At 73.7% G+C, this 26,806-nt stretch carries 21 protein-coding genes, 1 tRNA gene and 1 pseudogene; 10 read left to right on the top strand and 13 right to left on the bottom strand.

The genetic code is table 11. The features are described 5' to 3' along the window. The first annotated feature begins 2 nt into the window (after positions 1–2). Both ABGB16_RS23500 and otsB read left to right on the top strand, forming a co-directional pair. The gene (locus ABGB16_RS23500) at positions 3–1,403 is read left to right on the top strand and encodes a trehalose-6-phosphate synthase (protein ID WP_347670257.1); all 1,401 of its coding nucleotides are present in this window, start codon (positions 3–5) and stop codon (positions 1,401–1,403) included. Further along, on the top strand, positions 1,400–4,009 hold the full coding sequence (gene otsB / locus ABGB16_RS23505; RefSeq protein ID WP_347670258.1) for a trehalose-phosphatase: 2,610 nt from the start codon (positions 1,400–1,402) through the stop codon (positions 4,007–4,009). The genes ABGB16_RS23500 and otsB overlap by 4 nt, the downstream gene beginning before the upstream one ends. A 122-nt stretch (positions 4,010–4,131) precedes the next feature. Here otsB and cobA read toward each other — a convergent pair whose 3' ends face one another. The 3 genes from cobA to cobC all read right to left on the bottom strand — a co-directional run bounded on the left by cobA (position 4,132) and on the right by cobC (position 7,692). Further along, positions 4,132–5,361 (bottom strand): uroporphyrinogen-III C-methyltransferase, encoded by a 1,230-nt coding sequence (gene cobA, locus ABGB16_RS23510; RefSeq protein ID WP_347670259.1) that lies wholly within the window; start codon positions 5,359–5,361, stop codon positions 4,132–4,134. A gap of 115 nt (positions 5,362–5,476) precedes the next feature. Beyond that, positions 5,477–6,601 carry a nicotinate-nucleotide--dimethylbenzimidazole phosphoribosyltransferase gene (gene cobT / locus ABGB16_RS23515; RefSeq protein ID WP_347670278.1) on the bottom strand — a complete coding sequence of 375 codons (1,125 nt, stop codon included), beginning with the start codon at positions 6,599–6,601 and terminating at the stop codon, positions 5,477–5,479. Positions 6,602–6,603: 2 nt separating this feature from the next. Beyond that, on the bottom strand, positions 6,604–7,692 hold the full coding sequence (cobC, locus tag ABGB16_RS23520; protein ID WP_347670260.1) for an Rv2231c family pyridoxal phosphate-dependent protein CobC: 1,089 nt from the start codon (positions 7,690–7,692) through the stop codon (positions 6,604–6,606). A gap of 132 nt (positions 7,693–7,824) precedes the next feature. Here cobC and ABGB16_RS23525 point away from each other — a divergent pair, with 132 nt between their 5' ends. Together ABGB16_RS23525 and ABGB16_RS23530 are read left to right on the top strand one after the other, a co-directional pair. After that, on the top strand, positions 7,825–9,957 hold the full coding sequence (locus ABGB16_RS23525) for a transglycosylase domain-containing protein (protein ID WP_347670261.1): 2,133 nt from the start codon (positions 7,825–7,827) through the stop codon (positions 9,955–9,957). Positions 9,958–10,059: 102 nt separating this feature from the next. Beyond that, complete coding sequence (locus ABGB16_RS23530; RefSeq protein WP_347670262.1) at positions 10,060–10,881, top strand: SURF1 family protein; 822 nt, start codon at positions 10,060–10,062, stop codon at positions 10,879–10,881. Between the two features lie 22 nt (positions 10,882–10,903). On the opposite strand, the gene ABGB16_RS23535 is transcribed toward ABGB16_RS23530, so the two are convergent. The 4 genes from ABGB16_RS23535 to ABGB16_RS23550 form a co-directional block, all read right to left on the bottom strand. After that, positions 10,904–12,487 (bottom strand): ATP-dependent DNA ligase, encoded by a 1,584-nt coding sequence (locus ABGB16_RS23535; protein WP_347670263.1) that lies wholly within the window; start codon positions 12,485–12,487, stop codon positions 10,904–10,906. A gap of 31 nt (positions 12,488–12,518) precedes the next feature. After that, positions 12,519–12,725 (bottom strand): hypothetical protein, encoded by a 207-nt coding sequence (locus ABGB16_RS23540; RefSeq protein WP_347670264.1) that lies wholly within the window; start codon positions 12,723–12,725, stop codon positions 12,519–12,521. A gap of 73 nt (positions 12,726–12,798) precedes the next feature. Beyond that, positions 12,799–14,154 (bottom strand): dipeptidase, encoded by a 1,356-nt coding sequence (locus tag ABGB16_RS23545; protein ID WP_347670279.1) that lies wholly within the window; start codon positions 14,152–14,154, stop codon positions 12,799–12,801. Positions 14,155–14,288: 134 nt separating this feature from the next. Then, positions 14,289–14,912: a hypothetical protein gene (locus tag ABGB16_RS23550; RefSeq protein WP_347670265.1), complete on the bottom strand. Its 624-nt coding sequence runs from the start codon at positions 14,910–14,912 to the stop codon at positions 14,289–14,291. Positions 14,913–15,025: 113 nt separating this feature from the next. On the opposite strand from ABGB16_RS23550, the gene ABGB16_RS23555 reads away from it, so the two are divergent. Next, the gene (locus ABGB16_RS23555; protein ID WP_347670280.1) at positions 15,026–15,427 is read left to right on the top strand and encodes a rhodanese-like domain-containing protein; all 402 of its coding nucleotides are present in this window, start codon (positions 15,026–15,028) and stop codon (positions 15,425–15,427) included. A 20-nt stretch (positions 15,428–15,447) separates the two neighbouring features. On the opposite strand, the gene ABGB16_RS23560 is transcribed toward ABGB16_RS23555, so the two are convergent. From ABGB16_RS23560 to ssb, 4 genes and pseudogenes are all read right to left on the bottom strand, one after another. Beyond that, a complete protein-coding gene (locus ABGB16_RS23560) occupies positions 15,448–16,509 on the bottom strand; it encodes a hypothetical protein (RefSeq protein ID WP_347670266.1) in 1,062 nt (353 codons plus the stop codon). 9 nt (positions 16,510–16,518) lie between these two features. Further along, the gene (locus tag ABGB16_RS23565; protein WP_347670267.1) at positions 16,519–18,075 is read right to left on the bottom strand and encodes a cobyric acid synthase; all 1,557 of its coding nucleotides are present in this window, start codon (positions 18,073–18,075) and stop codon (positions 16,519–16,521) included. 308 nt (positions 18,076–18,383) lie between these two features. Next, positions 18,384–19,337, bottom strand: a pseudogene (locus ABGB16_RS23570) (cobalamin biosynthesis protein); the annotation flags it as partial. Between the two features lie 114 nt (positions 19,338–19,451). Further along, the gene (gene ssb, locus ABGB16_RS23575) at positions 19,452–20,366 is read right to left on the bottom strand and encodes a single-stranded DNA-binding protein (RefSeq protein ID WP_347670268.1); all 915 of its coding nucleotides are present in this window, start codon (positions 20,364–20,366) and stop codon (positions 19,452–19,454) included. A gap of 336 nt (positions 20,367–20,702) precedes the next feature. Here ssb and ABGB16_RS23580 point away from each other — a divergent pair, with 336 nt between their 5' ends. From ABGB16_RS23580 to ABGB16_RS23595, 4 genes are all read left to right on the top strand, one after another. Then, positions 20,703–21,122, top strand: a complete 420-nt coding sequence (locus ABGB16_RS23580; protein ID WP_347670269.1) for an HPF/RaiA family ribosome-associated protein — start codon at positions 20,703–20,705, stop codon at positions 21,120–21,122. 104 nt (positions 21,123–21,226) lie between these two features. After that, positions 21,227–22,276 carry an alpha/beta hydrolase gene (locus ABGB16_RS23585; protein WP_347670270.1) on the top strand — a complete coding sequence of 350 codons (1,050 nt, stop codon included), beginning with the start codon at positions 21,227–21,229 and terminating at the stop codon, positions 22,274–22,276. A 130-nt stretch (positions 22,277–22,406) separates the two neighbouring features. Next, positions 22,407–22,479 (top strand) — tRNA-Arg (locus ABGB16_RS23590). Between the two features lie 139 nt (positions 22,480–22,618). Then, positions 22,619–24,007: a tyrosine-type recombinase/integrase gene (locus ABGB16_RS23595; RefSeq protein ID WP_347670271.1), complete on the top strand. Its 1,389-nt coding sequence runs from the start codon at positions 22,619–22,621 to the stop codon at positions 24,005–24,007. Positions 24,008–24,031: 24 nt separating this feature from the next. Here the strand turns inward: ABGB16_RS23595 and ABGB16_RS23600 are convergent, their stop codons facing one another. Then, entirely contained in the window at positions 24,032–24,400 is a 369-nt protein-coding gene (locus ABGB16_RS23600; protein ID WP_347670272.1) for a hypothetical protein, read from the bottom strand. Beyond that, on the bottom strand, positions 24,397–25,617 hold the full coding sequence (locus ABGB16_RS23605) for an IS256 family transposase (protein ID WP_347670273.1): 1,221 nt from the start codon (positions 25,615–25,617) through the stop codon (positions 24,397–24,399). Before ABGB16_RS23605 ends, ABGB16_RS23600 begins: the two co-directional genes overlap by 4 nt. A gap of 262 nt (positions 25,618–25,879) precedes the next feature. On the opposite strand from ABGB16_RS23605, the gene ABGB16_RS23610 reads away from it, so the two are divergent. Next, positions 25,880–26,677: a hypothetical protein gene (locus ABGB16_RS23610; RefSeq protein WP_347670274.1), complete on the top strand. Its 798-nt coding sequence runs from the start codon at positions 25,880–25,882 to the stop codon at positions 26,675–26,677. Positions 26,678–26,806: the final 129 nt, after the last annotated feature.

Genomic DNA, 26,806 nt, shown 5'->3' on the forward strand with positions numbered 1-26,806 from the left:
TCGTGACCGTCCGTAGCTCCTTTGTCGTAGTGGCGAACCGCCTGCCGGTCGACGAGGTGAGCACCCCCGAGGGACGGCAGTGGCGACGCAGCCCGGGCGGGCTCGTCACCGCGCTGCATCCCGTGCTGGCCGAGCACAAGGGCACCTGGGTGGGCTGGGCCGGCGGCACCGGGGCCGCGCCCGAGCCGTTCGACCTGGAGGGGATCCGCCTGCACCCGGTGCCGCTGAGCGCCGAGGAACTGGAGCGCTACTACGAGGGTCAGTCGAACGCGACGATCTGGCCGCTCTACCACGACGCGGTGGAGACGCCGGCCTACAAGCGCCGCTGGCGCGAGGCGTACCGGCTGGTCAACGCGCGGTTCGCGGAGGCCGCGGCGGACGTCGCGGCCGAGGGGGCGACGGTCTGGGTGCAGGACTACCAGCTCCAGCTGGTCCCCGCGATGCTCCGCGAGCTGCGCCCGGACCTGCGGATCGGGTTCTTCCTGCACATCCCGTTCCCGCCGATCGAGCTGTTCATGCAAATGCCGTTCCGCACCGAGATCCTGCGCGGCCTGCTCGGCGCGGACCTGGTCGGCTTCCAGCAGCGGCTCGCCGCGCAGAACTTCGTCCGGCTGGCCCGGCACCTGCTCGGGCTCCGCTACGAGGGCCAGATGATCCAGGTCGACGGCCGGCGGGTGAAGGCGGGGGCCTTCCCCATCTCCATCGACAGCCGGGAGATGGAGCGGATGGCGACCGACCCGGCGATCCAGGCCCGGGCCAAGCAGATCCGCGAGGAGCTGGGGAACCCGAGGACGGTCATCCTGGGCGTGGACCGGCTCGACTACACCAAGGGCATCGAGCTTCGGCTCAAAGCCTTCCGGGAACTTCTTGCTGACAAAAAGTTGACAGTTCCGGAGGCCGTTATGGTGCAGGTTGCCACACCCAGCCGCGAACGTGTGGAGCACTACCAGGCACTTCGGGTCAAAGTGGAACGCGAAGTTGGCCGCATTAATGGCGAATTCGGCAGGGTGGGCGTGCCGGCAGTGCATTATCTACATCAGTCGTACAGTCGCAGTGAACTGGCGGCGATGTACGTCGCCGCCGACGTGATGATGGTGACCCCGCTGCGAGACGGAATGAATCTGGTGGCCAAGGAGTACGTGGCATCGCGCGCCGACCAGGGCGGCGCGCTCGTGCTCAGTGAGTTCGCCGGCGCCGCTACCGAGCTGCGCCAGGCGTTTTTGTGTAACCCCCACGACCCTGACGCGGTCAAGGACGCCTTGCTCAGGGCCGTGCACATCGAGAAGACCGAGGCCCGCCGCCGCATGCGGATCATGCAGCGTCACCTGCGCACCCATGACGTGGGGCACTGGGCGAAGTCGTTCCTCACCGAGCTGGGTGCGCCCGAGGCGGAGGCGGCATGAACACGACCGTCCACGACGGAGCGGCCCCGGCCGCGGGAGTGCTGGACCCACAGCTGCGCGCCGCCATCGGGCGGATCGCCCGCGTCCCCCAACTCCTGATCGCCTGTGACTACGACGGCACGCTCGCGCCGATCGTGGAGGACCCGAGCAAGGCCGTGCCGTTGCCCGAGTCCGTGGCGGCCGTCCGCGCGCTCGCGTCGCTGCCGCAGACCACGGTCGCCGTGGTCTCCGGCCGTGCGCTGCGCGACCTGGCCGCGCTCTCCCGGCTGCCCAGCGAGGTCCACCTCGTCGGCAGCCACGGCTCCGAGTTCGACATCGGCTTCGTCGAGCGGCTCTCCCCCGAGCTGATCGCCGTACGCACCCGGCTGCGCGAGGCGCTGCGCGAGATCGCCGCCGCCCACCCGGGCGTACGGCTCGAACGCAAGCCGGCGAGTGTCGCCGTGCACACCCGCGGGGTGGACCCACAGATCGCGGGCGCCGCCGTCGAGGCGGTCCGCAGCGGCCCCGCCACCTGGGACGGCGTCACCGTCACCCAGGGCAAGGAGGTCATCGAGCTGTCGGTGGTGGCCACCCACAAGGGCACCGCCGTGGACCAGCTGCGTACCCAGCTCTCGGCCAGCGCGGTGCTGTTCATCGGCGACGACGTCACCGACGAGAACGCGTTCGGCAACCTGCACGGCCCGGACGTGGGCATCAAGATCGGCCCCGGCGAGACGAGGGCCGAGTACCGGGTCGTCGAACCGATCGAGGCCGCCCGCGCCCTCGGCCTGCTGCTGGAGACCCGCCGGCACTGGCTGTTCGGCGAGCGGGCCGTCCCGATCGAGCGGCACTCGATGCTCGCCAACGGGCGTACGGTCGCGCTGGTCACCCCCGAGGCGAACGTCAGCTGGCTCTGCCACCCCAAGCCCGACTCGGCGGCGATCTTCGCCGACCTGGTCGGCGGCAGCCCGGCCGGGCACTTCAGCGTCTCCCCCGAGCGCGGCGGCATCCCGCTGGGCCAGCGCTACCGGCCCAACACCATGACCGTGGAGACCCGCTGGTCGGGGCTGACGGTCACGGACTGGCTGGACCGGCCGGCCCGGGAGACGACCCCCGACGGCCCGGCGATCGTCTCCGGCGACTCCACCCTCGTCCGGGTGCTCAGCGGCACCGGCCGGGCCCGGCTGGAGTTCGCCCCCCGGCCCGAGTTCGGCCAGGTGGCGGTGCAGCTCCAGCCGATCGACGACGGCCTGCTGGTGCTCGGCTCCAACGAGCCGGTCGCGCTCTACTCCCCCGGCGTCGAGTGGGACGTCACCGACGACGGGGGCGGGTACGAGACGGCCCGGGCCGTGGTCGACCTGGCCGCCGCCGGCGGGCAGGTGGTGCTGGAGCTGCGCTTCGGCACGCACAGCATGGAGCACCACCGGGTGCCGGTGCACGAGCGGCAGGCCGCGGCCGAGCAGCCGTGGCAGGACTGGGTGGCCTCGCTGCGGCTGCCCACCACCGCCCGGGACCTGGTCGCCCGCAGCGCGCTGACCCTGCGGGGGCTGTGCCACGAGGCCACCGGCTCGATCCTCGCCGCGGCGACCACCTCGCTGCCCGAGGAGCTGGGCGGGGTACGCAACTGGGACTACCGGTACTGCTGGCTGCGCGACGCGTCGATGACCGCGCGGGCGCTGGTCGACCTCGGCTCGATCGAGGAGGCCGAGGCGCTGCTGCGCTGGGTGGACGGCTGCATCGAGCGCACCGGCGGCCACCCCGAGCGGCTGCACCCGCTGTACACGGTCGACGGGTACGAGCTGGGCGCCGAGGCGGTCATCGACACCCTCCCCGGGTACGCCGGCTCCCGGCCCGTCCGGGTCGGCAACCTGGCCAACCACCAGCTCCAGCTGGACGTCTTCGGCCCGATCGCCGACCTGATCGCGGCCGTCGCGGACGCCCGCGGCGCGGTCCGGGACGACGAGTGGCGGGTGCTGGAGAACATGGTCGAGGCGGTACGCCGCCGCTGGCACGAGCCCGACCACGGCATCTGGGAGGCCCGCCTCCCCCCGCGGCACCACATCTTCTCCAAGGTGATGTGCTGGATGACCGTGGACCGGGCGCTGCACGTGGTGCGGCAGCACGGCGGCGAGGACCGGCCCGAGTGGGTGGAGCTGCGCGACCGGATCGCCGCCAACGTGCTGGAGCACGGCTGGCACGCCGACGTCGAGGCGTACAGCGTCGCGTACGGCCACGACGACATGGACGCCTCGTCGCTCTGGATCGGCCTGTCGGGCCTGCTCCCGGGCGACGACCCGCGCTTCCTGTCCACGGTGCTCCGGATCGAGGCGGACCTGCGCAGCGGCCCGGTCGTCTACCGGTACCACTGGGACGACGGCCTGCCCGGGCGCGAGGGCGGCTTCCACATCTGCACGGCGTGGCTGATCGAGGCGTACCTGCGCACCGGCCGGCGCACCGACGCGGAGGAGCTGTTCGCCCAGATGATCGACACGGCGGGCCCGACCGGGCTGCTCCCCGAGCAGTACGACCCGCTGGCCGAGCGCGGGCTGGGCAACCACCCGCAGGCGTACAGCCACCTCGGGCTGATCCGCTGCGCGCTGCTGCTGGACAACATGCTCAAGCAGTGAGCTGACAACGGACGCGTCGCGCGGGCGGTGGGAGTCTTCCCACCGCCCGCGCTGTCGTCGGGGCCGGGACCACCGGCCCGGTGGCGGTGGCGCCTAGCCACCGGGGCCGGTGGCGGTGGCGCCTACGGCGACAGGACGTCCACCACGTCCCCGAGCACCACCACGGCGGGCGGGCGCAGCCCGGCGGCGACCACGTCGGCGGCCACCGCGCCGAGCGTCGACCGGAGCACCAGTTGCCCGCCGGTCGTCCCCTCCTGCACGACGGCCGCTGGCGTGTCGGCCGGCCGGCCGTGCGCCACCAGGGTCGCGGCGATCGCGGCCAGGTTCTTCAGCCCCATCAGGACGACCAGTGTCCCGCGCAGCGCGGCGAGGGCGTCCCAGCGCACCAGCGAGGCCGGCGAGTCGGGCGCGACGTGGCCGGACACCACCGTGAACTCGTGCGCCACCCCCCGGTGGGTGACCGGGATGCCGGCCGCCGCCGGCGCGGCGATCGAGCTGGTCACCCCGGGGACCACCGTCACCGGCACCCCGGCCGCCGCGCAGGCGAGCAGCTCCTCCCCGCCCCGGCCGAAGACGTACGGGTCGCCACCCTTCAGCCGGACCACGAACGCCCCGGCCCGGGCCCGGTCGACGATGATCTGGTTGATCTCCTCCTGGGCCCGCGCCGGCCCGTACGGGATCTTCGAGGCGTCCACCAGCTCCACATCGGGGCGCAACTCGTCCAGGAGCAGCCCGGGCACCAGCCGGTCGGCGACCACCACGTCGGCCCGGGTAAGCAGCCGCCACCCCTTCACGGTGATCAGCTCCGGGTCGCCCGGACCGGCCCCGACCAGCGCCACCCGGCCGGGGGCGTCGACCGGGGGCCCCTGCTCCACCGAGTCGGTCGACAGGGGGTTCCTCCGTGCGTCCAGCAGGTCGCGGATCGCGTCGCGGACGGTCATCGCCCGGCGCGGGTGGCCGCCGCCGAACACGGCCACGGTGACCGGGCCGTGCCGGGTGACCGCCGGGGTCCAGGCGGTCGCGGCGCCCCGGTCGTCCGCCCGGACGCAGAAGACGCGGCGCTCGGCGGCGGCGGCGCTCACCGCCGCGGCGGCGGCCAAATCGTCGACGGCGACCTGGACCAGCCACGCCCCGGCCAGGTCCTCGGGGGCGAAGCGGCGCGGTTCCCAGTGCAGCCGGCCGGCGTCGGCGTGGGCGCGCAGCGCCGGGGTGAGCTGCGGCGCGACCAGTAGGACGTCCGCGCCGGCGTCGAGCAGCGCCGGCACCCGCCGGGTGGCCACCGTTCCCCCGCCCACCACGACGACCCGCCGCCCCTCCAGGCGCAGCCCCAGTGGGTACGGACTGGTCGTCACGCTGCTGAGTTGATTGGTTCGCTCACTACGCTCGCTCACGCCGCCGCCTCGCTTCGCTCCGCGGCGGCGCGAGACGCCACGCTACTGAGCCGGATGGTTCGCTCACTACGCTCGCTCACTTCTCCGACACGCCCGCCGAGTCGAAGGTGGCCACCTCGTGCAGCACCCGGACCGCGCCGGTCACCACCGGCAGGGCGAGCAGCGCCCCGGTGCCCTCGCCGAGCCGCAGCCCGAGGTCGATCAGCGGGTCGAGGCCGAGGTGCCGCAGCGCGGCGGTTGCCCCCGGCTCGGCGGAGCGGTGACCGGCGACCATCGCGCCGACCGCATCCGGGGCGAACGCGGCGGCGGCGAGCGCGGCGCTGACCGCGATCACCCCGTCGAGCAACACCGGGACCCGGCGCGCGGCCGCGCCCAGGATCAGCCCGGCCAGCGCCGCGTGCTCCAGGCCGCCGACGGCCGCGAGCACGCCGAGCGGGTCGGCCGGGTCGGGGGCGTGTCGGGCCAGCGCGGCCCGCACCACGTCGACCTTCCGCGCGTACGTCGGGTCGTCCACGCCCGTGCCGCGCCCGGTCGCCGCGGCCGGGTCGACGCCGGCGAACGCGGCGACGAGGGCGGCGGCGGGGGTGGTGTTGGCGATGCCCATGTCCCCGGTGAGCAGGATGCCCGCCCCGGCGTCGACCAGCTCACCGGCCACCCGGATGCCGGTCTCGACGGCGGCCCGGGCCTCGTCCCGGGTCAGTGCGGCGGTGACCGCGAGGTCACGGGTGCCGGGGCGCACGTTCGCCGCCACGAGGCGGGGTGCGGTCGACGGGCCCGCCCCGGCGTCGTCGCCCTGCGCAGCCCCACCGCTCGGCGCGGCGGCGTCGGCCTGCCCGGCGGGCAGCAGGGGGGTGGCCACGCCGACGTCGACCACGGTGACCGAGGCGCCGGCCTGCCGGGCGAACGCGTTGACCACCGCCCCGCCGGCCAGGAAGTTGCCGATCATCTGCGCGGTGACCTCCTGCGGCCAGGGGGTCACCCCCTGGGCGTGCACCCCGTGGTCGCCGGCGAAGATCGCCACCGCGGCCGGCTCGGGCAGCGGCGGCGGGCACACGCCGGCCAGGCCGGCGAGGCGGACGGAGAGCTCCTCCAGCGCGCCGAGCGAGCCCGCGGGCTTCGTCAGCCGGCCCTGGAGCTCCCGGGCGGCCACCATCGCCGGCTCGTCGAGCGGCCGGACCGCCGCGATCGTGGACTCCAACAGCATCATGCCTCCAGGATCTCCGCCAGCACGGCGGTGAACGCGTCGGTGGTGGCCCGGTCGCGGACGGCCACCCGCAGCCAGTCCGGGCCGAGCCCGGGAAACGTGTCGCCCCGGCGTACCGCCCAGCCGCGCTCGCGCAGGCGCTCGCGCACCCCCGCCGCCCCGGCCAGGTGCAGCAGCACGAACGCGCCGGCCGGGCGGCCCGCGACGCGTACCCCGGGCAGGCCGGACAGGCGGGCCACCAGGTGGTCGCGGTCGGCGGCCAACTCGGCGGCGATCGCGCGCTCGGCCGCGACGGCTGTCGGCGACGCGCAGGCGGTGGCGGCGGCCAGCGCCGGGGTGGAGACCGCCCACAGCGGCTGCGCCGCGGCCAGGCGGGCCAGCAGCGGGGCCGCGCCGAGCAGGTAGCCGATCCGCAGCCCGGCCAGGCCCCAGGTCTTGGTCAGGCTGCGCACCACCAGCAGGCCGGGCAGGTCGCGCCGGCCGGCCAGGGACTCCGGCTCCCCGGGTACGCCGGGGGCGGCCGTCGTGTCGGCGAACGCCTCGTCGACGACCAGTACGCGGTCGGGGCGGGCCAGGGCGGCCAGGTCGGCGGCGGGGTGCAGCACGGACGTGGGGTTGGTCGGGTTGCCGACGACGACCAGGTCGGCGTCCTCCGGCACCCGGGCCGGGTCGAGCCGGAAGTCCTCGGCCGGGTCGAGCAGCACCCGCTCGACCTCGTGCCCGGCGGCCCGCAGCGCGGCCTCCGGCTCGGTGAACTGGGGGTGCACGACCACCGGCCGGCGCAGCCGGGTCAGCGCCCGGGCGAGCAGCACGAACGCCTCGGCCGCCCCGGCGGTGAGCAGCACCTCCTCCGGGGGACGCCCGTGCCGGGCGGCGACGGCGGCCCGGGCCGGCGCGGGGTCCGGGTACGCGGCCAGCTCGCCGAGCGCGGCGGTGATCGGGTCGGCCAGCCAGTCGGGCATCGGGGCGCGGCGCACGTTGACGGCCAGGTCGACCAGACCGGCCCCGACCTCGGCGTCCCCGTGGTGGCCGAGGTCCGGCCGGGGCACGTCTTCGGCGCCCGGCGCCGGCAGCAGCTGACCACGCATGTCCGCGATCCTGCCGGGAAGCCGCCGTACGGCACAGCGGATCCCGGCGTGGTGCGCGTCACCAACCGACAGGCGACCGCCCGGTCATGAATTCTTCTCATTTCCGAATCGGAAATGTCATAGCTTGACCGTGTGAGCAACCGACCCCTTGGCAAGCCTGGTCGTCTCGTCCCTCTCCTCCGCGCCGGCCTGATCGCCGGCGTCGTGGTCGCCGGGGCCCTCTACCCGGTCGCCGCGCTCACCGGGCTCGGCGCCAAGACCACCGCGCACGCGGTGGAACAGAAGACGAACATCCTGCGCACCGCCCTGCCGGCCGAGACGTCGTACCTGTACGCGCCCGACGGCAAGACGGTGCTGACGATGTTCTACGAGGAATACCGCCGCTACACGAAGCTGTCGGACATGTCCCCGAACATCCAGCAGGCCATCGTGGCCGCCGAGGACGCCCGCTTCTACCAGCACCGGGGCGTCGACCCGAAGGGCGTCGCCCGTGCCTTCGTGGCCAACTCCCGCTCCGGCGGGGTGTCCCAGGGCGCGTCGACGCTGACCATGCAGTTCGTCCGGATGGCCCTGCGGGACAGCGCCACGACGCCGAAGGAGGTCCAGGAGGCCACCCAGCAGACCAGCCTGCGCAAGGTCAAGGAGATGCGGATGGCCCTGGACGTGGAGAAGGAGCTGACCAAGGAACAGATCATGGAGCGCTACCTCAACTCCGCGTACTTCGGCCACCGCGCGTACGGCATCTTCGCCGCCGCACAGATCTTCTTCTCCAAGACGCCGGCCACCCTCACCCCGGTCGAGGCCGCCACCCTCGCCGGCCTGGTCAAGTCCCCCTCCGAGTACGACCCGGTCACCTCCGACCAGAAGGACGCCACCGGTCGGCGCAACTACGTGCTGGACCGGATGGCCCAGCTCGGCTACCTCAGCCCCGACGCCGTCGCGGCGGCCAAGGCCGAGCCGATCAAGCTGAACCTGAGCTACCCGGCCAACGACTGCACCTCGGTGCCGGAGAAGCACAACAGCTGGGGCTTCTACTGCGACTACCTGAAGAACTGGTGGAGCTCGCAGCCGGCGTTCGGCGAGAACCGGCTGGAGCGGATGGACAAGCTGCGCCGGGGCGGCTACCGGATCGTGCTCGCCATCGACCCGAAGATCCAGGAGGCGGCCGAGAAGGGCGTCGGGGCCAAGGACGGCATCGGCAGCCCGTTCGCCAACGGCATCGTGGTCGCCGAGCCCGGCACGGGCCGGATCAAGGCGATGGCGGTCAACCGGAAGTACTCGCTCGACCTCAGCGAGAACGGGCCCAGCGGCAACCCGGAGGCCAACCCGAACGTCAAGGCGACCTACCCGAACACCGTGGCCCCCCTGCTCGGCGGCGGCGACCTGCCCGGATACCAGGCGGGATCGACGTTCAAGATGTTCCCGATGCTCGCCGCGCTCAACTCCGGGCTGCCGCTGTCGACCGCGTACGACTCGCCGTACCGGTACCAGTCGAAGGTCTACGACGGCTGGTCCCCGTCGAACGCCAGCGGGGCGATGACGGGCCGGCAGACCATGTGGTCCGGGTTCGGCAAGTCGGTCAACACGTACTTCGTGCAGCTCGAGGAGCAGATCGGGGCGGAGAAGGGGGTACGGCTGGCCGAGCAGCTCGGGCTGCGCTGGCGCACCGACGTCGACCGGGACCACGCCTCCCCCACCAAGGCGAACAAGTGGGGCGCCTTCACCCTGGGCGTCTCCGACGCCACCCCGCTGGAGATGGCGAACGCGTACGCCGCGATCGCCGCGGACGGGCGGTACTGCGAGGCGCTGCCGGTGCAGTCGATCAGCAACCGGGACGGCACACCCACCACGTACACCACGGTCGGCGGGATCCGGCGGGAGGTCGCCAAGCCGCGCTGCCGGCAGGTGGTGAGCGCGGACGCGGCCCGGGCGGCCACCGACGCGGCCCGCTGCCCGACCGGGGACACCCCGGCGAAGGGAAGCTGCGGCGGCTGGTCGACGGCGGACAGCGTCCGGGGCACGGTGGGACGCCCGGTCGCCGGCAAGACCGGTACGACGGACAGCACCCGGTCGGCCTGGTTCGTCGGCTACACCCCGGAACTGGCGGCGGCGAGCTTCATCGCCGACCCGGACAACCCGTTCAACGCCGTCGGTGACGGGATGTCCCAGGTGCCGATCGCGGCGGTGGCGGAGACCCTCCGCGACGCCCTCAAGGGCGGACCCACCCGCCAGTTCACCCCACCCTCGGACGCCATCGTCGGCTGACCGGTGAGGAAGGGTCCCCTTGTCGGTCGGCAAGGGGCCCTCCCGCGCACCGTTGCCGCCGCCGCGGGCCAGTGGCGACGGTCAAACGGGTAGCCTCGACGCGTGTACCGGTTCCTTCTGACGCCGCGCTGGCTGGGCATCCTCGCGCTGACCCTGGTCGCCGCGGCCGTGATGGTGCAGCTCGGCAACTGGCAGCTGGACCGCTACCGGGGCCGTACCGCGATCAACGAGCGGATCGACGCCGGCAGCCGGATGGCGCCGGTGCCGCTGCGGGACGCGGTGCCCGCCCCGACCGGCGGCAGCGGCACGGCCGGCCCGGCCCCCGCCGAGCGGGCGACCTGGTCCCGGGTCACCGTGACCGGCCGGTACGACGCCACGAACGTCGTCCTGGTACGCGGCCGGACGGTCGACAGCCGGGTCGGCTTCGAGGTGCTCACCCCGCTGGTCCTCGCCGACGGCACGGCCGTGCTCGTGGACCAGGGCTGGGTGCCCCCGGCCCCGGGCGGGGCCATCGCGCAGCCGCAACTGCCGCCGGTGCCGCAGGGCGAGGTGACCGTGGTGGGCCGGGTGCACCCGAGCGAGAGCGGCGCGGGCCCCGTCGACCGGCGGAACGGCCGGCTGGAGACCCGCCGGATCGGCGTACCCCGGCTGGCCCGCGAGCTGCCGTACCCCGTGCACGGGGTGTACGTCCTGCTGGACGAGCAGACCCCGGCCGCCGACCCGGTCTTCCAGGCCGTGCCGATCGGGCACACCAACAACTGGCAGAACTTCGGGTACGTGGTGCAGTGGTGGCTGTTCGCCGCCATGACGCTGTTCGGCTACGGGTGGGTGGCCCGGCGGGAGGCCCGCCGGCTGGCCGGCGGAAACCGGCCGGAGCAGCCGCTCGACCGGGCCGCCGAGCCCGCCCCGAGCACGCCCGCCTGACGCCCCGCCCGAGCCCGGCCGGTCAGCCCGTCGGGCGGGCCTCGTGGATGGCCCGGACCGCGTCGATCGTGTCCGCCTCGGCGGCGGTCTTGTCGTCGCGGTAGCGGACCACCCGGGCGAAGCGCAGCGCCATCCCACCCGGGTAGCGGGAGCTGGTCTGCACCCCGTCGAACGCGATCTCGACGACCTGTTCGGGGCGGACCCGGACGACCCAGTCGCCCCGCTCCACGGCCAGGCCGAGGAACCGTTCGGTCTGCCAGCGCAGCATCTCGTCGGTGAGGCCCTTGAACGTCTTGCCGAGCATCACGAATCCGCCCGTGCCCGGGTCGCGGGCGCCGAGGTGCAGGTTCGACAGCCAGCCGCTGCGCCGGCCGCTGCCCCACTCGACGGCGAGCACCACCAGGTCGAGGGTGTGCCGGGGCTTCACCTTGACCCAGGCCGCGCCGCGCCGGCCCGCGTCGTACGGGGCGTCGAGGGACTTGACCACCACCCCCTCCTGGCCGGCGTCGACGGCCGCGGCGAAGGCGTCCCCCGCCGGCTCGGGGCCGTCCACCTCGACCCGGCCGACCAGCAGCGTGGCGTCGACCGCGTCGGCCAACGCCGCCCACCGGTCCCGGCCGGGCAGGTCGATCAGGTCCTGTCCGTCGAGGTGCAGCAGGTCGAAGAAGTACGGCGTCAACACCGTCTCGCCGGTCGTGGCGGCGGCGGCGAGCACGGCCGGGGCGACCGGGGTGGGACCGGTCGTGCTGGGCGTGGTGCGGCGGGCGGCCCGGCTGGAGGTCTGCTGGAAGGGCAGCGGCCGACCCGTCTCGTCCAGGCCGATCGCCTCGCCGTCGAGCACCAGCTCGCGGGCGGGCAGCGCCCGCACGGCGGCGACCACCTCGGGCACCCGGGCGGTGATCTCGTCCAGGCTGCGGGTGAACACGGCGATGTCGGACCCGGAGCGGTGCACCTGGATGCGGATGCCGTCGAGCTTCACGTCGACCACGGCGGGCGTGCCCGTCGCGGCCAGCGCCTCGTCGACCGAGGGGGCGCTCTGCGCCAGCATCGGGGCGAGCGGGCGGCCGACCTGGAGGCCGAACCCGGCGAGGGCCGTCGCGCCGCCGGCCATGGCCGCCGCCGCGACCACCCGCAGGTCGCCGACGAGCAGCAGGGCCCGGCGCACCGCGCCCAGCGGCACGTCGGCCGCCTTCGCGACGGCGTCGGCGAGCAGCCCCGCCTGGGCGCCCTGGCGCAGCTCGCCGCTGAACAGGCCGCGCAGCATGCGCTGCTCCTCGGCCGTGGCCCCGGCGAACAGCGCGTCGAGCAGCGCCCGGCGCCGAGCCTGGGAGCCCGGGCCGCGCACCGCCGCGATCTCGTCGATCGCGGCGTCGACCCCGGCGACCGTCAGGGTCGGCTCGGCGGCCGGCGGAGGCAGGTCGCGCAGGCTCGCCCAGCCCACCCCCGTCTGGCGCTGGCGCAGCTCACCGGCGAGCCAGCCGGAGCCCGCCGCGACCTCGGACGGGTCGAGCGCGCGCAGCGCGGCGGCCAGCAGCTCCACCTTGGCCCGCCGGCCGCCGGTGGCGCCCACGGCGGCGGAGGTGGCCGCCAGGTCGAGGAACCGCACGTTCCCATCCTGCCAGCCACCCCCGACCGGCTCAGGCGGAGACGGGCTCCTCGATGCGCAGGCCCCGGGCGCGCACCCCGTCCGCGACCCGGGCGAGCGTCGCGTCGAGCGCGACCAGGGCGGTGGAGAGCTGGCCGAGCTGTTCCTTGAGCGTGTCCTCGGGCCACGCGGAGACGTCGACGTCCCCCAGAGCGCTGACGGCGGCCTCCAGCCGGGCCATCACCTCGTTCGTACTCATGTTCGAAAGGCTATAACAGCCCCGCGCCCGACACACCGAGAACTGGCCGACCCACCCGGAAGTTACGGTTTCGTCATCCGGCCGGGTGCGTGCCCGCGGCGGCCACCCTGGCCAGCAGCAACGCCTCGGCCTGGCAGACCCGGGCGAACTCGCCCAGGTGCAGGCTCTCGTTCGGCCCGTGCGCCCGGGCGTGCGGGTCCTCCACGCCGGTCACCAGGATCGCCGCCCGGGGGAACATCTCCTGGAAGGTGGCGATGAACGGGATCGAACCGCCGATGCCGATGTCCACGGGTGCCGTGCCGTCCCAGGCCGTACGGAAGGCGTCGCGGGCGGCGTCGAACATCGGCCCGTCGGCGTCGATGACGCACGGGTTCCCGTCGTGCTCGATCGTGACCGTCACCTGGGCGCCCCACGGGGCGTGCTCGGTCAGGTGCTTCTGGACGGCCGCGTACGCGCGCTGCGGGTCGTCGCCCGGCGCCAGCCGTACGCTCAGCTTGGCCTTCGCGGCCGGGACCAGGGCGTTCGGGGCCTCGGCGGTGGGCGGGGCGTCGATGCCGAGCACGGCGAGCGAGGGCTTGGTCCAGATCCGGTCGGTGATCCGGCCGGTGCCGATGAGCCGCACGCCCTCGACCAGGCCGGCCTCGGCCCGGAACCGGTCCTCCGGGTAGTCGACGTTCGCGCCCTCCCGGCCGGTCAGCCCGGCGACGGCCACGTTACCCGCCTTGTCGTGCAGGGTGGCCAGCAGCCGGACCAGCGCGGTCAGCGCGTCCGGCACCGCGCCGCCGAACATGCCGCTGTGCACGGCGTGGTCCAGGGTGCGAACCTCGACGAAGCAGTTGACGATGCCGCGCAGCGAGGTGGTCAGGGCCGGCGTGCCGATGTCCCAGTTGGTGGAGTCGGCGATCACGATGACGTCGGACGCGATCTCGTCCCGGTGCTCGGCGAGCAGCCGCTCCAGCGAGTCCGAGCCGAACTCCTCCTCGCCCTCGATGAACAGGACCACGCCGACCGGCAGCCGGTCGCCGAACGCGCGCAGCGCCGCGACGTGCGCCATGATCCCGGCCTTGTCGTCGGCGGCGCCGCGGCCGTAGAGGCGGCCGTCGCGCTCGACCGGCTCGAACGGGTCGGACTCCCACAGCGACAGGTCGCCGACGGGCTGGACGTCGTGGTGGGCGTAGAGCAGGACGGTCGGCGCGCCGGGCGGGGCGGCCTTCTTCCCGATCACGGCCGGCTGACCGCCCGAGCGCACGATCCTGACGTCGAGGTCGCACCCGCGCAGCAGCTCGGCCACCGCCTCGGCGGACCGCTCCACGTGCGAGTGGTCGAAGCCGTCGAAGGCGATGCCCGGGATGCGGACGAGTCGTTCCAGGTCGGCGCGGACGCCCGGCAGTTCCCGCTCGACGGCGGCCCGCAGCTCGGCGTCGGACATGAGCGCTGTGGTCATGACCGGCAATGGTATGCCGGCCTTACCGCGCCGACACCGCGAGCCCGTCCGACCTCGGCGTCCGGCCGGCCGGTCCCGGCACCCCGTTCTGGCGGCCGGTCCCGGCGGCACCGGCCGGCTCAGCGCAGGCGGACGTACTCGCGGGACGGGTCGTGCGGCAGGGCCGGGGCGCCGTCGACGACCAGGTCCGCCGCCTCGGCCGTGCCGTCGGCGGCGAGGTGCGCCCGCTCGCCGGCGTGCCAGCGGCGCAGCTCCGGCAGGATCGCCGGCCCGTCCCGCTCCACCGCCCGCCGCAGCCGCAGCTCCGCCGGCGCGGCGAGGAACACCGACAGGGTCAGCTCCGGACGGACCGCCGCGCGGGCCGCGCTGAACCCCTCCACCACGACCACGGGGGCGGGCGGCACCGGCACCGCGCGGGGCAGGAAGCGCCGCCGCACCCAGCTGTACCGCCGGTACGCTCCCGGCCGGCCCGCCCGCAGCGGGGCGAGCACCTGCTCCTCCAGCCGGGGCCAGAAGGTCAGCTGGTCGTCCCAGCCGTCGAGCAGGTCGTCGGTGTGCACCACCGGCGGCCGGGCGCCGCCGGGCAGCGCGGCGAGGGCGTCCGCGAGGCGCGCGGCGAAGACGCTCTTGCCCGCGCCGCTCGGCCCGTCGACCGCCACCAGTCGGGTACGCCCCAGCCGCGCCGGCCCGGCCAGCACCCGCCGGCCCAGCTCGGCGTACGTCTCGACGGCCGGCACCACCACGGGCCCGACGCTAACGCCCGGCCCGGCGCGTACGCCTACCGGTCTACCCGGGCGCCGTTCGCCCGCACAGCCGCCGCGCCGACCGGCATGATCGTGCCGTGCGCCACAACGTGATGAGCCCGGGCGTCGACGCCCTGCTGGAACAGGCCCGCTCCGGGGTCCGCCGGCTGACCCCGCACGAGACGGTCGAGGCGGTACGCCTCGGCGCGCTGCTCGTCGACACCCGCACCGAACACCAGCGCCGGCAGCAGGGCGAACTGCCCGGCGCGGTCGTCGTCGACCGGACCGTCCTCGAATGGCGGCTCGACCCGGCCAGCGAGTGGCGCATCCCCGAGGCCACCGGCTACGACCGGGAGATCGTGCTGGTGTGCCGCGAGGGCTACAGCTCCAGCCTCGCCGTGGCCAGCCTCCGGGCGCTCGGGCTGCACCGCGCCACCGACCTGATCGGCGGGGTGGAGGCGTGGCGGGAGGCGGGGCTGCCGATGTCCGACCGCCCCGCCGACGTGCGCCTCTGAGCCTCGGGCGCCGCTGGGGGTCAGGCCGGCGGTGCGACCCGGGCCAGCCAGTCGGCCGCCTCGGCCGGGGCGAGCGCTTCGGCCACGGTCAGCGACGCGGGCATCATCGGGAACCGCCGGATGTTGTTCCAGCTCCGCTGGTACGGCGGCGGGTCCAGCACGACGACCCGGACGCCCTCGAACAGCGGGATGTCCGCCGGGGCGCCCTCGTTCCAGATCCACTTGCCGTACCCGTCGACCAGGTTGAAGCTGCCGACGACGGTGCCGCCGAACCGTTCCTCGGGCGCGTCGGTGGCCACCGCGACCCAGGCCGGGTCGACGGTCAGCCCCTCGACGAGCCCCCGCTCGGCCGGCCCGCTCAGCGCCCCGGCCAGCAGGGTGTGCAGCTGGAAGTTGTCGGCCACCCCGCCGACGGTCACCCACCAGCCCCGGCCCGTCGCCCGGTGCAGCACGAGCAGCCGCTCGTCGTCCAGCACCCGCAGCAGGCCGAGGACGCAGTCCAGGTCGGGACGCTCGCCCTCCAACTCCGCGCCGGTGGCCAGCAGGCGGTCGCGGTGCGGGAACGTGGCCCGGACCGCGGCGGACTGCTGCAACAGGGTGATCGCGGGCATCGCCCAGGTGCCGGCCCCGTACCAGCCCTGCACCGCGTCGAACGCGGCCTCCTCCGTCTCGTACGCCTCGGTGAGGACGCCGACCGACTCGTCCATGCCGCCCGGGTCCTCGGGGTCCGGCAGCGCGTCGTCGCCGCGTACCCGCTGCCAGCCGGCCCGGAACCGCGCCGCCCCCGCGAGCGCGGTGGCGAACCCGTCGGCGACCGGGGCGACCAGCGCGTCCGGGCGGGCGCCCAGCTCGACCAGCGCCCCGCAGAGGACGGAGAACTCGCCACCCGCGCCGGTGCCGAGCCGCGGCAGCAGCGCCACGCACCGGGGCAGCGCCTCGTCCAGCTCCGCGACGGACGCCTGCTGCGCCGCCTCCCACACCCGCGGCACGGCCCTGGTCATGGCGGCGGCGCCGCGGTCGCGTACGGCCGCCTCGACCGCTGCGACCCGGTCCGCCAGCTTCCCCCTGCGATTGAAGATCATCGCGGCAGCCTAGCCCGTGGGTGTGGGCGGCGCGCCGGGCGGGACGAACGGGAGTTTACCGGACGGGCCGGACTCGATGAGCCGCCACAGCGCGTCGGTGTCGAGGTGCTCCTCGACCATGTCACCGAGCAGGTCCAGGGACCGCTCGCGGGCGGCGGCGAACGCCGTGTCCGGGGCGACCCGGAAGCCCGACCGGCCGGCGAGCCGCGCCGCCTCGGTGAGGAACCGGCGGCGGAACCCGTCCGACTCGAACGCGCCGTGCCAGTGGGTGCCGTGCACCGCGCCGAGGACCGCCCCCTCGGCGGTGCCGTCCGCGTACGTCAGCAGCGGTGTCAGCGCCGGGTCGGCGGACGAGACGTACCCGTGGTGGATCTCGTACCCACGGACCGGGACGCCCGGGTCGGCGGCGGCGACGCCGGCCGACTGCCGGACGGTCTTGCGCGGGTCGAACGTGACCTCGATCGGCAGCAGACCCAGGCCGGGAACGCTGCCCTCGCCGCTCTCCACCGGGTCGTGGATGGCCCGGCCGAGCATCTGGAAGCCGCCGCAGATGCCCAGCAGCGGACGGCCCGCCGCCGCGTGCGCGAGCACGGCGTCGGCCAGCCCGGTCTCCCGCAGCCAGGCCAGGTCCGCCACGGTGGACTTGGAGCCGGGCAGCACGACCAGGTCGGCGGCGGCCAGCTCGGCGGGCTCCACGGTCAACCGGACCCGCACGCCGGGCTCGGTGGCCAGCGCCTCGACGTCGGTGGCGTTGCTGATCCGGGGCAGCCGGACCACGGCGACGTCCAGCCAGTCGGTGCCGCGCGGGGCGGCCGGCCGGCCGAGCACCCGCCCGTACGCGAGGGAGTCCTCCGCGTCCAGCCACAGGTCCAGGTGCCAGGGCAGCACCCCGTACGTCGGGCGGCCGGTGACCTGGCGCAGCATGTCCAGCCCCGGCCGGAGCAGCCCGAGGTCGCCCCGGAACTTGTTGATGACGAAGCCGGCGACCAGCGCCTGGTCCGCCGGGTCGAGCAGGGCGACCGTGCCGAACATCGAGGCGAACACCCCGCCCCGGTCGATGTCGCCGACCACGATCGTGGGCAGGTCGGCGTGCCGCGCCAGCCCCATGTTCACGTAGTCGCCGGCCCGCAGGTTGATCTCCGCCGGGCTGCCGGCGCCCTCGCAGACCACCACGTCGTACGCCTCGCGCAGCTCGGCGAGCGCGGCGAAGGCCACCTCGGCGAGCCGGGGCCGCAGCGAGTGGTAGTTCCCGGCGGTGACCGTGTCGACGGCCTCGCCGAGCAGCACGACCTGGCTGGACCGGTCGCTGCCCGGCTTGAGCAGCACCGGGTTGAAGCGCAGGTCCGGGGCGAGCCCGCAGGCCGCCGCCTGCATCGCCTGGGCGCGGCCGATCTCGCCGCCCCGCCCGTCCGCGCCGACCACCACCGCCGAGTTGTTGGACATGTTCTGCGCCTTGAACGGCGCGACCTTCACCCCGCGGCGGTGCAGCCAGCGGCAGATCCCGGCGGTGAGCACGCTCTTGCCCGCGTCGGAGGTGGTCCCCGCGACCAGCAGCCCCCCGCTCATCGGCCGGCCCCCGCCGCGACGCTCCGGCGCTCGCCCCGCGCGGCGCGTGCCGTGGTCGGGGCACTCCGGCGCACGCCCCACCCGGCGCTCGCCGCCGCCGGGGCACTCCGGCGCTCGCCCCGCGCGGCGCTCGCCCTCGCCGAGGCGTCAGCTGTCGGTGTGGGCACTGTGGAGCTGCCCGCAGGAACGGGGCGGGCGGCGGCGCGCGGCGGCCGGCCGGCGGGCCCCCACGAGCCGCGTGCCGACGTCATGGGCGCTCCGGCCGCGAGCCCAGGCCAGCCCGGCCGGCGCAGCGCGCGCCAGCCCCGCCGGCCGAGCGCGCCGACGAGCCGGCCGGCGGTGACCGGGTACGCGGCGGCCAGGCCGAGGGCGGCCAGGCCCACCGCGCCGGAGATCCGGGCGGCCCGCTTCAGGTGCCGCGCCTCCGGGCGGGGCCCGTCGCCGAGGAACGGCCGCACCTCCGACCGCCCGAAGTAGACGTTGCGGCCCCCGAGCCGTACGCCGAGCGCCCCCGCCATCGCCGCCTCGCACTGCCCCGCGTTCGGGCTCGGGTGGTCGTTGCGGTCCCGGCGCCACACCCGCCACGCCCGCGCCCGGTCCCCGTGCGCGACCGGAGCGGCCACGATCGTGAGGAGCCCGGTCAGCCGGGCCGGCGCCAGGTTCAGCAGGTCGTCCAGGCGGGCGGCCGGGGTGCCGAAGCGGGCGTACCGAGGCGAGCGGTGCCCGACCATCGCGTCGAGGGTGTTGGCCGCCCGGTAGCCGAGCAGGCCGGGCAGCCCGGCGACCGCGCCCCAGAACAGCGGCGCCACCACGGCGTCCGAGGTGTTCTCGGCGACGGACTCGACGGTGGCGCGGGCCAGTTCGGGCTCGTCCAGGGTCGACGGGTCCCGCCCGCAGAGGTGCCCAAGCCGGCCACGGGCCGCCGGCAGGTCGCCGTCACGCAGCGCCCGCCCCATCACCTCCGCCTCGCCGCGCAGGGTGCGACCGCCGAGCACGGTCCAGGTGCCGGCGGCCACCAGCGCGGCCCGACCGAGCGGGTGCCGCCGGGTGGCGATCGCCGCACCCGCCCCGACCAGCACCGGCACGCCCACGGCGAGCGCCGTGAACACCGCCCCGGCCGTACGCTCCGGCCGGTACACGCGCCGCTCCAGGGCCCTGGCCGCGCGGCCGAATCCGGCCACCGGATGCCAGCGGCGAGGATCGCCGAGGAGCACGTCCAGGGCGTACCCCGCCACAAGTCCCGCCGAGTTCGCCACGGCCATCGACTGCCGCACCCGCCACCACCTCCGGCCGGCAGGTGCGGCGGGTGCGGCGGGTGGGCGGGGACGCGCGGCGGGCTGCCCCGCGCCAGCCCGTCGCGCGTCCCCGGCCGATCGTCAGGCGGGCACCGGGACGCGTCCCCGGCCTCGCCGGCCCCGGCGGTTCGCCGCCGCCGCGCCCGGCTCCCCGTCGGACGGCTCGGGCTCGTCCTCTCCGCCCCCGTCGGACGGCGCCGGCTCGTCCTGTCCGGCCCCACCGGACGACTCGATGCCGTCGCGCCGCCTTGCGGCCGTGGGCAGCGGCGACAGGGGATCCGCGACGGCGCTCAACTCGTCCAGGTCCTCGTCGTCGCCGAGCCCGCCGTCGTCCTCGGGGTCGTCGGGGCCCTCGTCCGCGTTCTCGGCCCGGCCGCGCAGGGAGTCAGCCCCGCGGTCGAAGGGGTCGGCGCGCAGGCCGTCGAAGTCGGGGCCGCCGGGCAGACCGCGCCCGACGGGCGGGGCGTCGAACGAGACGCGTGCCGGGTCGAAGCCGGCCCGCTCGAAGTCCTCGTCGAACGGCCGGTCGGCCGGCGACGCGGGCGCCTGCCCCTGCGGGACGCGCTCGGTCGGCTCGCCGTGCACCCGGCTCTCGGCCTCGGCGTCCTCGACCGTGCTGGTGGCCATGTTCGGCCGGTTACGCAGGAACCGCGCCCGCCCCCGGGACAGGTCGTGCCCGACCGCGACCGCCTCCAGCTCGTACAGGGTGCGGTGGTTGCCGGCGTCGTCGGTCCAGTCCCGGGTGTAGAGGCGCCCGACGACCACCACCGGGTCGCCGACCATGACGGACGAGGCGACCCCCTCGGCCAGCTTCCGCCAGCAGTTGACCCGTACGCGGAGGCTGTTGCCGTCGACCCACCGGCCGCTGTCCCGGTCGAGCCGCCGGGCGGTGGAGGCCACCTTGAAGTTGGCCACCAGGGTGTTGCTCTGGGTGGTGCGTCGCCACTCCGGCGCCGTCAGCACGTTGCCGACGATGGTGACGTAGGTATCGAACATCGTCCCTCCAGGGGATCCAGGCTTGCCGTGGGCGAGTCGACTCACGGCCGAGCCTCGCCACCCGGCCGCCCCCACCGCCACCGCCCGCCCGCGACCTGTGGACGACGGGGCCGCCTGTGGACAACCGCCTGATCAAGGTCCCGGTGTGCTAGGGCCACCTGCCCAGGGCCGCCCTTCCCGCCGCCGTTCGAGGCCCGCAGGTGCGCGGCGGAGGAGTGTTTCCGCTGGCGTCGCCGCCGGGTACGGATCTGATCAACCGAAGCGACGAGAAAGGCCCCGGAAGATGACTGGATTCCGTACGACCGGTTCCACCCACGGCGAGGGCGGGGCCCGGCGATGAGCGCCGTGGCGAATCCCGCGACCGTGGCGGAGTGCCTGCGCGTCGGCGCGGGGTTCTCGCAGGGCGACCGGAACTGGATCGCCGAACGGCTCGCCACCCTCGACGCCCGGCTGGCCGGCTTCCACGCCGACGCCACCGAGCTGGAAGTCTCGGTGAAGGACCGGAACGCCCGCGGGCAGAAGGTCACGCTGGAGTGCTGGATCGCCGGCCGGCAGCGGGTCGTGACCACCTCCACGGAGGAGGACCTGCGCGCCGCGCTCAACGACGTCCGCGACGACCTGCGCCGCCGGCTCGACGATGCCAAGACCCGGCAGGAGCCCCGGAGCAACAAGCACGTCCGCGAGCTCGGCCAGCCCGAGGGCCAGGTGGACGGGGCCGGGGCCGACCAGGCGCGAGCGGACGACGAGACCGCCTGACCACGACCGGCGACGGCGGCGCTCCGGCACCCGCGCCGGAGGCGATACCGCACTTTCCCGGGCGGGGCTACCGGCGGGTAGTTCCGGGGCGTACCGTCGCGGTCGTGGAACCGGACGTGCTGGGGCCGCCGTACGAGCGGCAGACGATCGACCTGGGCAGCGACGACGAGGGGCGCGTCGTCGCGACCCTGGTCCGCCGGCGGGCCGACCGCCCGACCCGCCGGGCGGTGCTCTACGTGCACGGCTACGTGGACTACTTCTTCCAGACCCACCTGGCCGACTTCTTCGCCGAGCGTGGCTGGGACTTCTACGCCCTCGACCTGCGCAAGTACGGCCGCAGCCTGCTGCCGCACCAGACCCCGAACTTCTGCCGCGACCTCGGCGACTACTTTCCGGAGCTGGACGCCGCCGCGGCGATCGTGCGGGAGGACGACGGCCACGACACCCTGCTCGCCATGGGCCACTCCACCGGCGGCCTGGTCCTGTCGCTCTGGGCGCACGCCCGCCGCGAGGCCGGCCTGGTCGACGGGCTCTTCCTCAACAGCCCCTTCTTCGACATCAACGCCCCCTGGCTGGTGCGCAGACCCCTCGCGGCCGCCGTCTCCCGCCTGGGCCGCAGGGCGCCGCGCCGTGCCCTGCCCATCGGCCTCGGCACCGTGTACGGCGAGAGCCTGCACGCCGAGCACCGGGGCGAGTGGACGTACGACCTGGCGTGGAAGCCGCTGGCCGGGTTCCCGGTGCGGGTCGGCTGGCTGGACGCGATCCGCACCGCCCAGCGGCAGCTGCGCACCGGCCTCGACATCCCGGTGCCGGTGCTGGTCGCCTGCTCCACCCGCACGTACCGGGGCACGAAGTGGCACGACTCGGCGACCCTCGCCGACGCCGTGCTGGACGTGGAGCACATCGTGCGCTGGGCGCCGCGCCTCGGCCGGCACGTCACCCTGGCCCGCTTCGACGGCGGCCTGCACGATCTGACCCTGTCCGGGCCTGCCGTACGGGAGAAGGTCTTCGCGGAGGTCGGCCGGTGGGCGGAGGCGTTCCTCGCCGCCGGGCCGACCGCCCCGGTCCCCGCCACCCGCCGGCCGACCGAGGAACCGGACGCAACGGACGCCGTCGGCGAGGCGACCCGGGCGGACGCGACCGCCCAGGGGTGACCCGGGGGGCTGAAACGGGGATGCCCAGCGTGGGCGGGACGTGCGACCCTGAGCGGGCGCCGAGGGGCTGCCCCGTTGCACCCGTACGCGCCGCCTCGGCGGTACCCTCTTGGCGCGACACGCACCACGCGCGCCCGTAGCTCAGCGGATAGAGCAGGGGACTTCTAATCCCAAGGCCGCAGGTTCGAATCCTGCCGGGCGCACAGGCACTTTCCCGGTCCAGCCGGCTCGCGTGGGGCTATTCGTGGTGCGAGCGCGCTACGGTGGCCCCGTGGCAGCTTCGAATGGACGTAGCAAGCGCCAGCGCGGCGAGGTCGAAACCTGCCCAGCGCGTCACTGTGCGTGAAGGTCTATGCCGGCGTCGACCCGATCAGCGGAAAGCGGCACTATCTCACCGAGACCATCCCCGCCGGCCGGACGGCCGCTAAGGAGGCGGAGAAGGCACGCACCCGGTTGTTGGCCCAGGTCGACGAGCGGCGCAACCCGCGCACCCGCGCCACGCTCGACCAACTCCTAGACCGGTGGCTTGAGGTCGCTGACATCGAGGCCACTACCCGCATGGGCTACGTGAACAAGCTCAACAAGCACGTTCGGCCGGTCCTCGGCAAGCTGCCGGTCGGTCGACTCGACGCCGAGACGTTGGAATCCTTCTACGCGAGCCTGCGCCGCTGCCGGGACTGGTGCGGCGGCAAGACGTACGTCAAGCACCGGGTAGAAGGCGACCACCGCTGCACCGCGAAGTGCCAGCCACACGTCTGCAAGCCGCTCAGTGCTTCGTCGGTGCGGCAGATTCACTGGATTCTCAGCGGCGCACTGAGCCGCGCCGTCCGGTGGCGCTGGATCGCCGTCAACCCCGCCGGGCAGGCTGAACCACCCGCGCCGCCGCACCCCGACCCGCAGCCGCCGAACCCGGCCGACGCTGCGCGCATCATCAACGAGGCGTGGCGCGACCCGGACTGGGGCGCGCTGGTCTGGCTCGCGATGACCACCGGCGCCCGACGTGGCGAGCTCTGCGCGCTGCGCTGGCACCATCTCGACCTGGCCGCCGGCGTGCTGACGCTGCGGCGCAGCGCCTATCTCGACGACAACTGCGAGTTGCAAGAGAAGGACACCAAGACTCACCAGCAGCGGCGCGTTGCGCTCGATCCCGAGACGATCGAAGTGCTCACGGAGCTGCACGCCCGATACGTCGACCGCCTGGCGCAACTCGACGCCACGGCCGACCCTGCCGATTACGTCTTCTCCCCCGAGCCCGACAACAGCCGCGGCTACCGGCCTGACACCATCACCCAGCGATACGGCCGGCTCGCCAAGCGAATCGGCATCGACAGCCACATCCACGCCCTACGCCACTACTCGGCAACCGAGCTGATCAACGCTGGCGTGGACGTGCGGACCATCGCCGGCCGGCTCGGTCACGGTGGCGGTGGCACTACCACGCTCCGGGTCTACGCCGCATGGCTATCGGAGTCCGACCAGCGGGCCGCCGGGACACTGGCCGCCCGGATGCCGCCGCGTCCGCTCGCGCCGACGCAGCGGACCGTTGTGAGCGGCCCTTACCAGACGATCGCCGCCGAGCTGCGCGAGCAGATCGCGAACGGTCGGCTACGGCCCGGCGACCAACTCCCCGCGGTTGCCGAGCTGGCTGCGGCGCACGGCGTCTCGGTTGGCACCGCTCACCGTGCCGTGGCGCTGTTGTGTGACGTGGTCGCGTCCCGTGGAGTGGTGTAGAGCCGTGAGTCTCTGCTCGTCCGTTCAGTGTCGGGGTTGGGTTGGGGTTTTGCCAGTCATGAGCTGGTGAGCCTCGGTTGCGGCGTGGGTGACTTCATGCCATCGGGGGTGGGTGAGGTAGTCGTCGTCGGGGGCGGTGGGTCCGAGTTCGTCGAGGATGGCGGTCAGGGGTTCGAGTGTTGCGGTGATCGCGTTGGCCTCGCTGGGGCTGGCGAGGATGGTGCCGATGTCGTGGCGGGGATGGTGCTGGTCCCAGAAGGTGTCGTCGATGAGCCAGTGGACGGCTTCGGTCAGGCCGGGCCAGGACGTGGGCTCGTGTGGCCGCAGGGTCGCGAGGATGGACAGGGCGTTGATGATGTCGGCTCTGCGGTCGGGCCAGGCGGTGGTAGTCATGCGGCTGCCAGTTCGGTTGTCGCGGTGGGTGGGGCGGGTGTGGTGATCAGGGCCATGGTGCCTTCGGCGAGGTAGCGGCGGTCGCTGGTCTGCCATTCGTCGTGGGCTTCGACGAGGACGGCGCCGGCGAGGCGGAGCAGGGCTTCGGGGTTGGGGAACACGCCGACGACGGTGCGGCGTTTGATCTCCTTGTTGAGCCGTTCGAGGGGGTTGGTCGACCAGATCTTCTTCCAGTGCGAGGCGGGGAAGGTGGTGAAGGCGAGGAGGTCTTCGGCGGCGTCGCGGAGCATGGTTTCGACCTTGGGTAGTTGTCGGCCGAGCATGCCGGCGATGACGTCGAGTTGTTCGCGGACGTGTCCGGCGTCGGGTTGGGCGAAGATGGTGCGGATCGCGGCAGCGGCCATCTCCGCGTTGCCTTTGGGGACTTGTGCGAGGACGTTGCGCAGGAAGTGCACCCGACACCTCTGCCAGGCCGCGCCGATGAACACCGCGGCGATGGCCTGTTTGAGGCCGGTGTGGGCGTCGGAGATGACCAGCTGCACCCCGCCCAGCCCGCGGGCCTTCAACGATCGGAGGAAGGCGGTCCAGAAGGCGCCGTCCTCGCTGTCGCCGACGGCGAAGCCGAGGACTTCCCGCCATCCGTCGGCGCGGACGCCGGTGGCCACGACGATGGCCTGGGACACCACCCTGCGGTCGACGCGGGCCTTGCAGTACGTCGCGTCGAGGAACACGTACGGGAACGCCGCCGTGGCCAGGGATCGGTCTCGGAACGCCGAGACTTCCTCGTCGAGGTCGGCGCAGATCCGTGACACCTCGGACTTGGAGATCCCACTATCGGCGCCCAACGCCTTGACGAGGTCATCGACCTTGCGGGTGGACACACCGTGCAGGTAGGCCTCCATCACCACCGCGAACAGGGCCTGGTCCACCCGCCGGCGCCGTTCGAGGAGGCTGGGGAAGAACGATCCGGTGCGCAGCTTCGGGATGCGTAGCTCCAGGTCTCCGGCGGTCGTGGTCAACGTGCGGGACCGGTGGCCGTTGCGCTGCGCCAACCGGGTCTGGCTGCGTTCGTGTGGGGCGGCGCCGATCACGGCGGTCAACTCCGCTTCGATCAACGCCTGGTAGATCGTCTCCGCGGCCTGCCGGACACGATCGTTCACGTCCGCGGCCTTGAGTGCGTCCAGCACGTCCAACAAGGCAGACTGGTCCAGGGTCATCGCGTACTCCGCTCTCTGCGTGTTCTTGGTCGTTCACACAGAGACTCACGCGATGACCCGCCTCTATCTCGGCGGCACGCCGTAGCAGGTCAGCTCCTACACCACTCCCCGGGACGCGACCCACGGAAACCCACGGAAAACACCGTAACCCGCCGGCGTAGCCACGGTCTCCGCGCTCCTAAAGATGGCTCGTATCCAGGTTTTCCGTACACCGAGCTAGTTTGGGCGTTAGTCTTGAGTGAAGTCCCGACAATGAGATCCCTTGAAAGAGGCGAAAATGTCAACTACTAAAGAGGCTCGCCGTGTTGCTGGCGATGTCCTGCAGTTTTCCGCATTTGACGGCAGGCTCGACAATCTGGAGAAGACGTTCGATGGTATTGAAGAGCGCGATATTTTGGAGGTTCTGCGCGAGAATGACGTCACAACGCTTGAAGAGCTCGTCCATCGAGTCGTCCAAGTCGGCAAGACCGAGAAGCCAGTGGCCCCCCAGCCGGCTTCACTCGTCACGCCCGCCCGCGTTTCTTCCAAGGAAATTGCCTATCAGGTCCCCGAAGTAGCGGTCATCGTCGACGGCGTTGAATACGATCCGGGCGACATTACGAGATTCAACGGCAGCCCACTGGACTTCGTCACCGACAATCTCAATGGCGAACCGCGCCTCCTTGCCTTTACCGACCGGCAGAAGGTGGATCTGATGCTGCTAACCTATCGCCTCTCGAGAGTGAGGCGTGGGCCGACAGATGGTGACGTGGGCATGATCTCGTCAGGCAGCGCGAAATTTCACGCGGACTACAACCTCTCCGGAGACTGGTTCTGGCTCGATGAAGGTTACTCATACCTAAACCTCACTAGGCTCTATCATGGCCCCTTCTATGATCGCAGGGACTGGAATGACCAGATCTCTTCGGTCGCCTGGCCCGGAGGGATCGTCCTGCTAGGTTGGGACGTCAACTTCGGACTTCCCCGGCTCGTACTCCAAAATAATGGCGGCCCTGGTAACGTGCCCGACCTCCGTACATTTGGATGGAATGACCAGGCCTCATCGGCGGGCCACGCCTAGCGGCAACGCCGCTCGGTTAAGGTCCGGCGGGTGTTTCGCAATGGTTTGTGATGATGTCGATCGCGATGGTGGCTTTGTAGCTATGCCGGTCTACGTTGGGTCCGCGGGCTTGGTACTTGGAGTTTGAGC

Source organism: Micromonospora sp. B11E3 (assembly GCF_039871625.1).
GTDB lineage: Bacteria > Actinomycetota > Actinomycetes > Mycobacteriales > Micromonosporaceae > Micromonospora.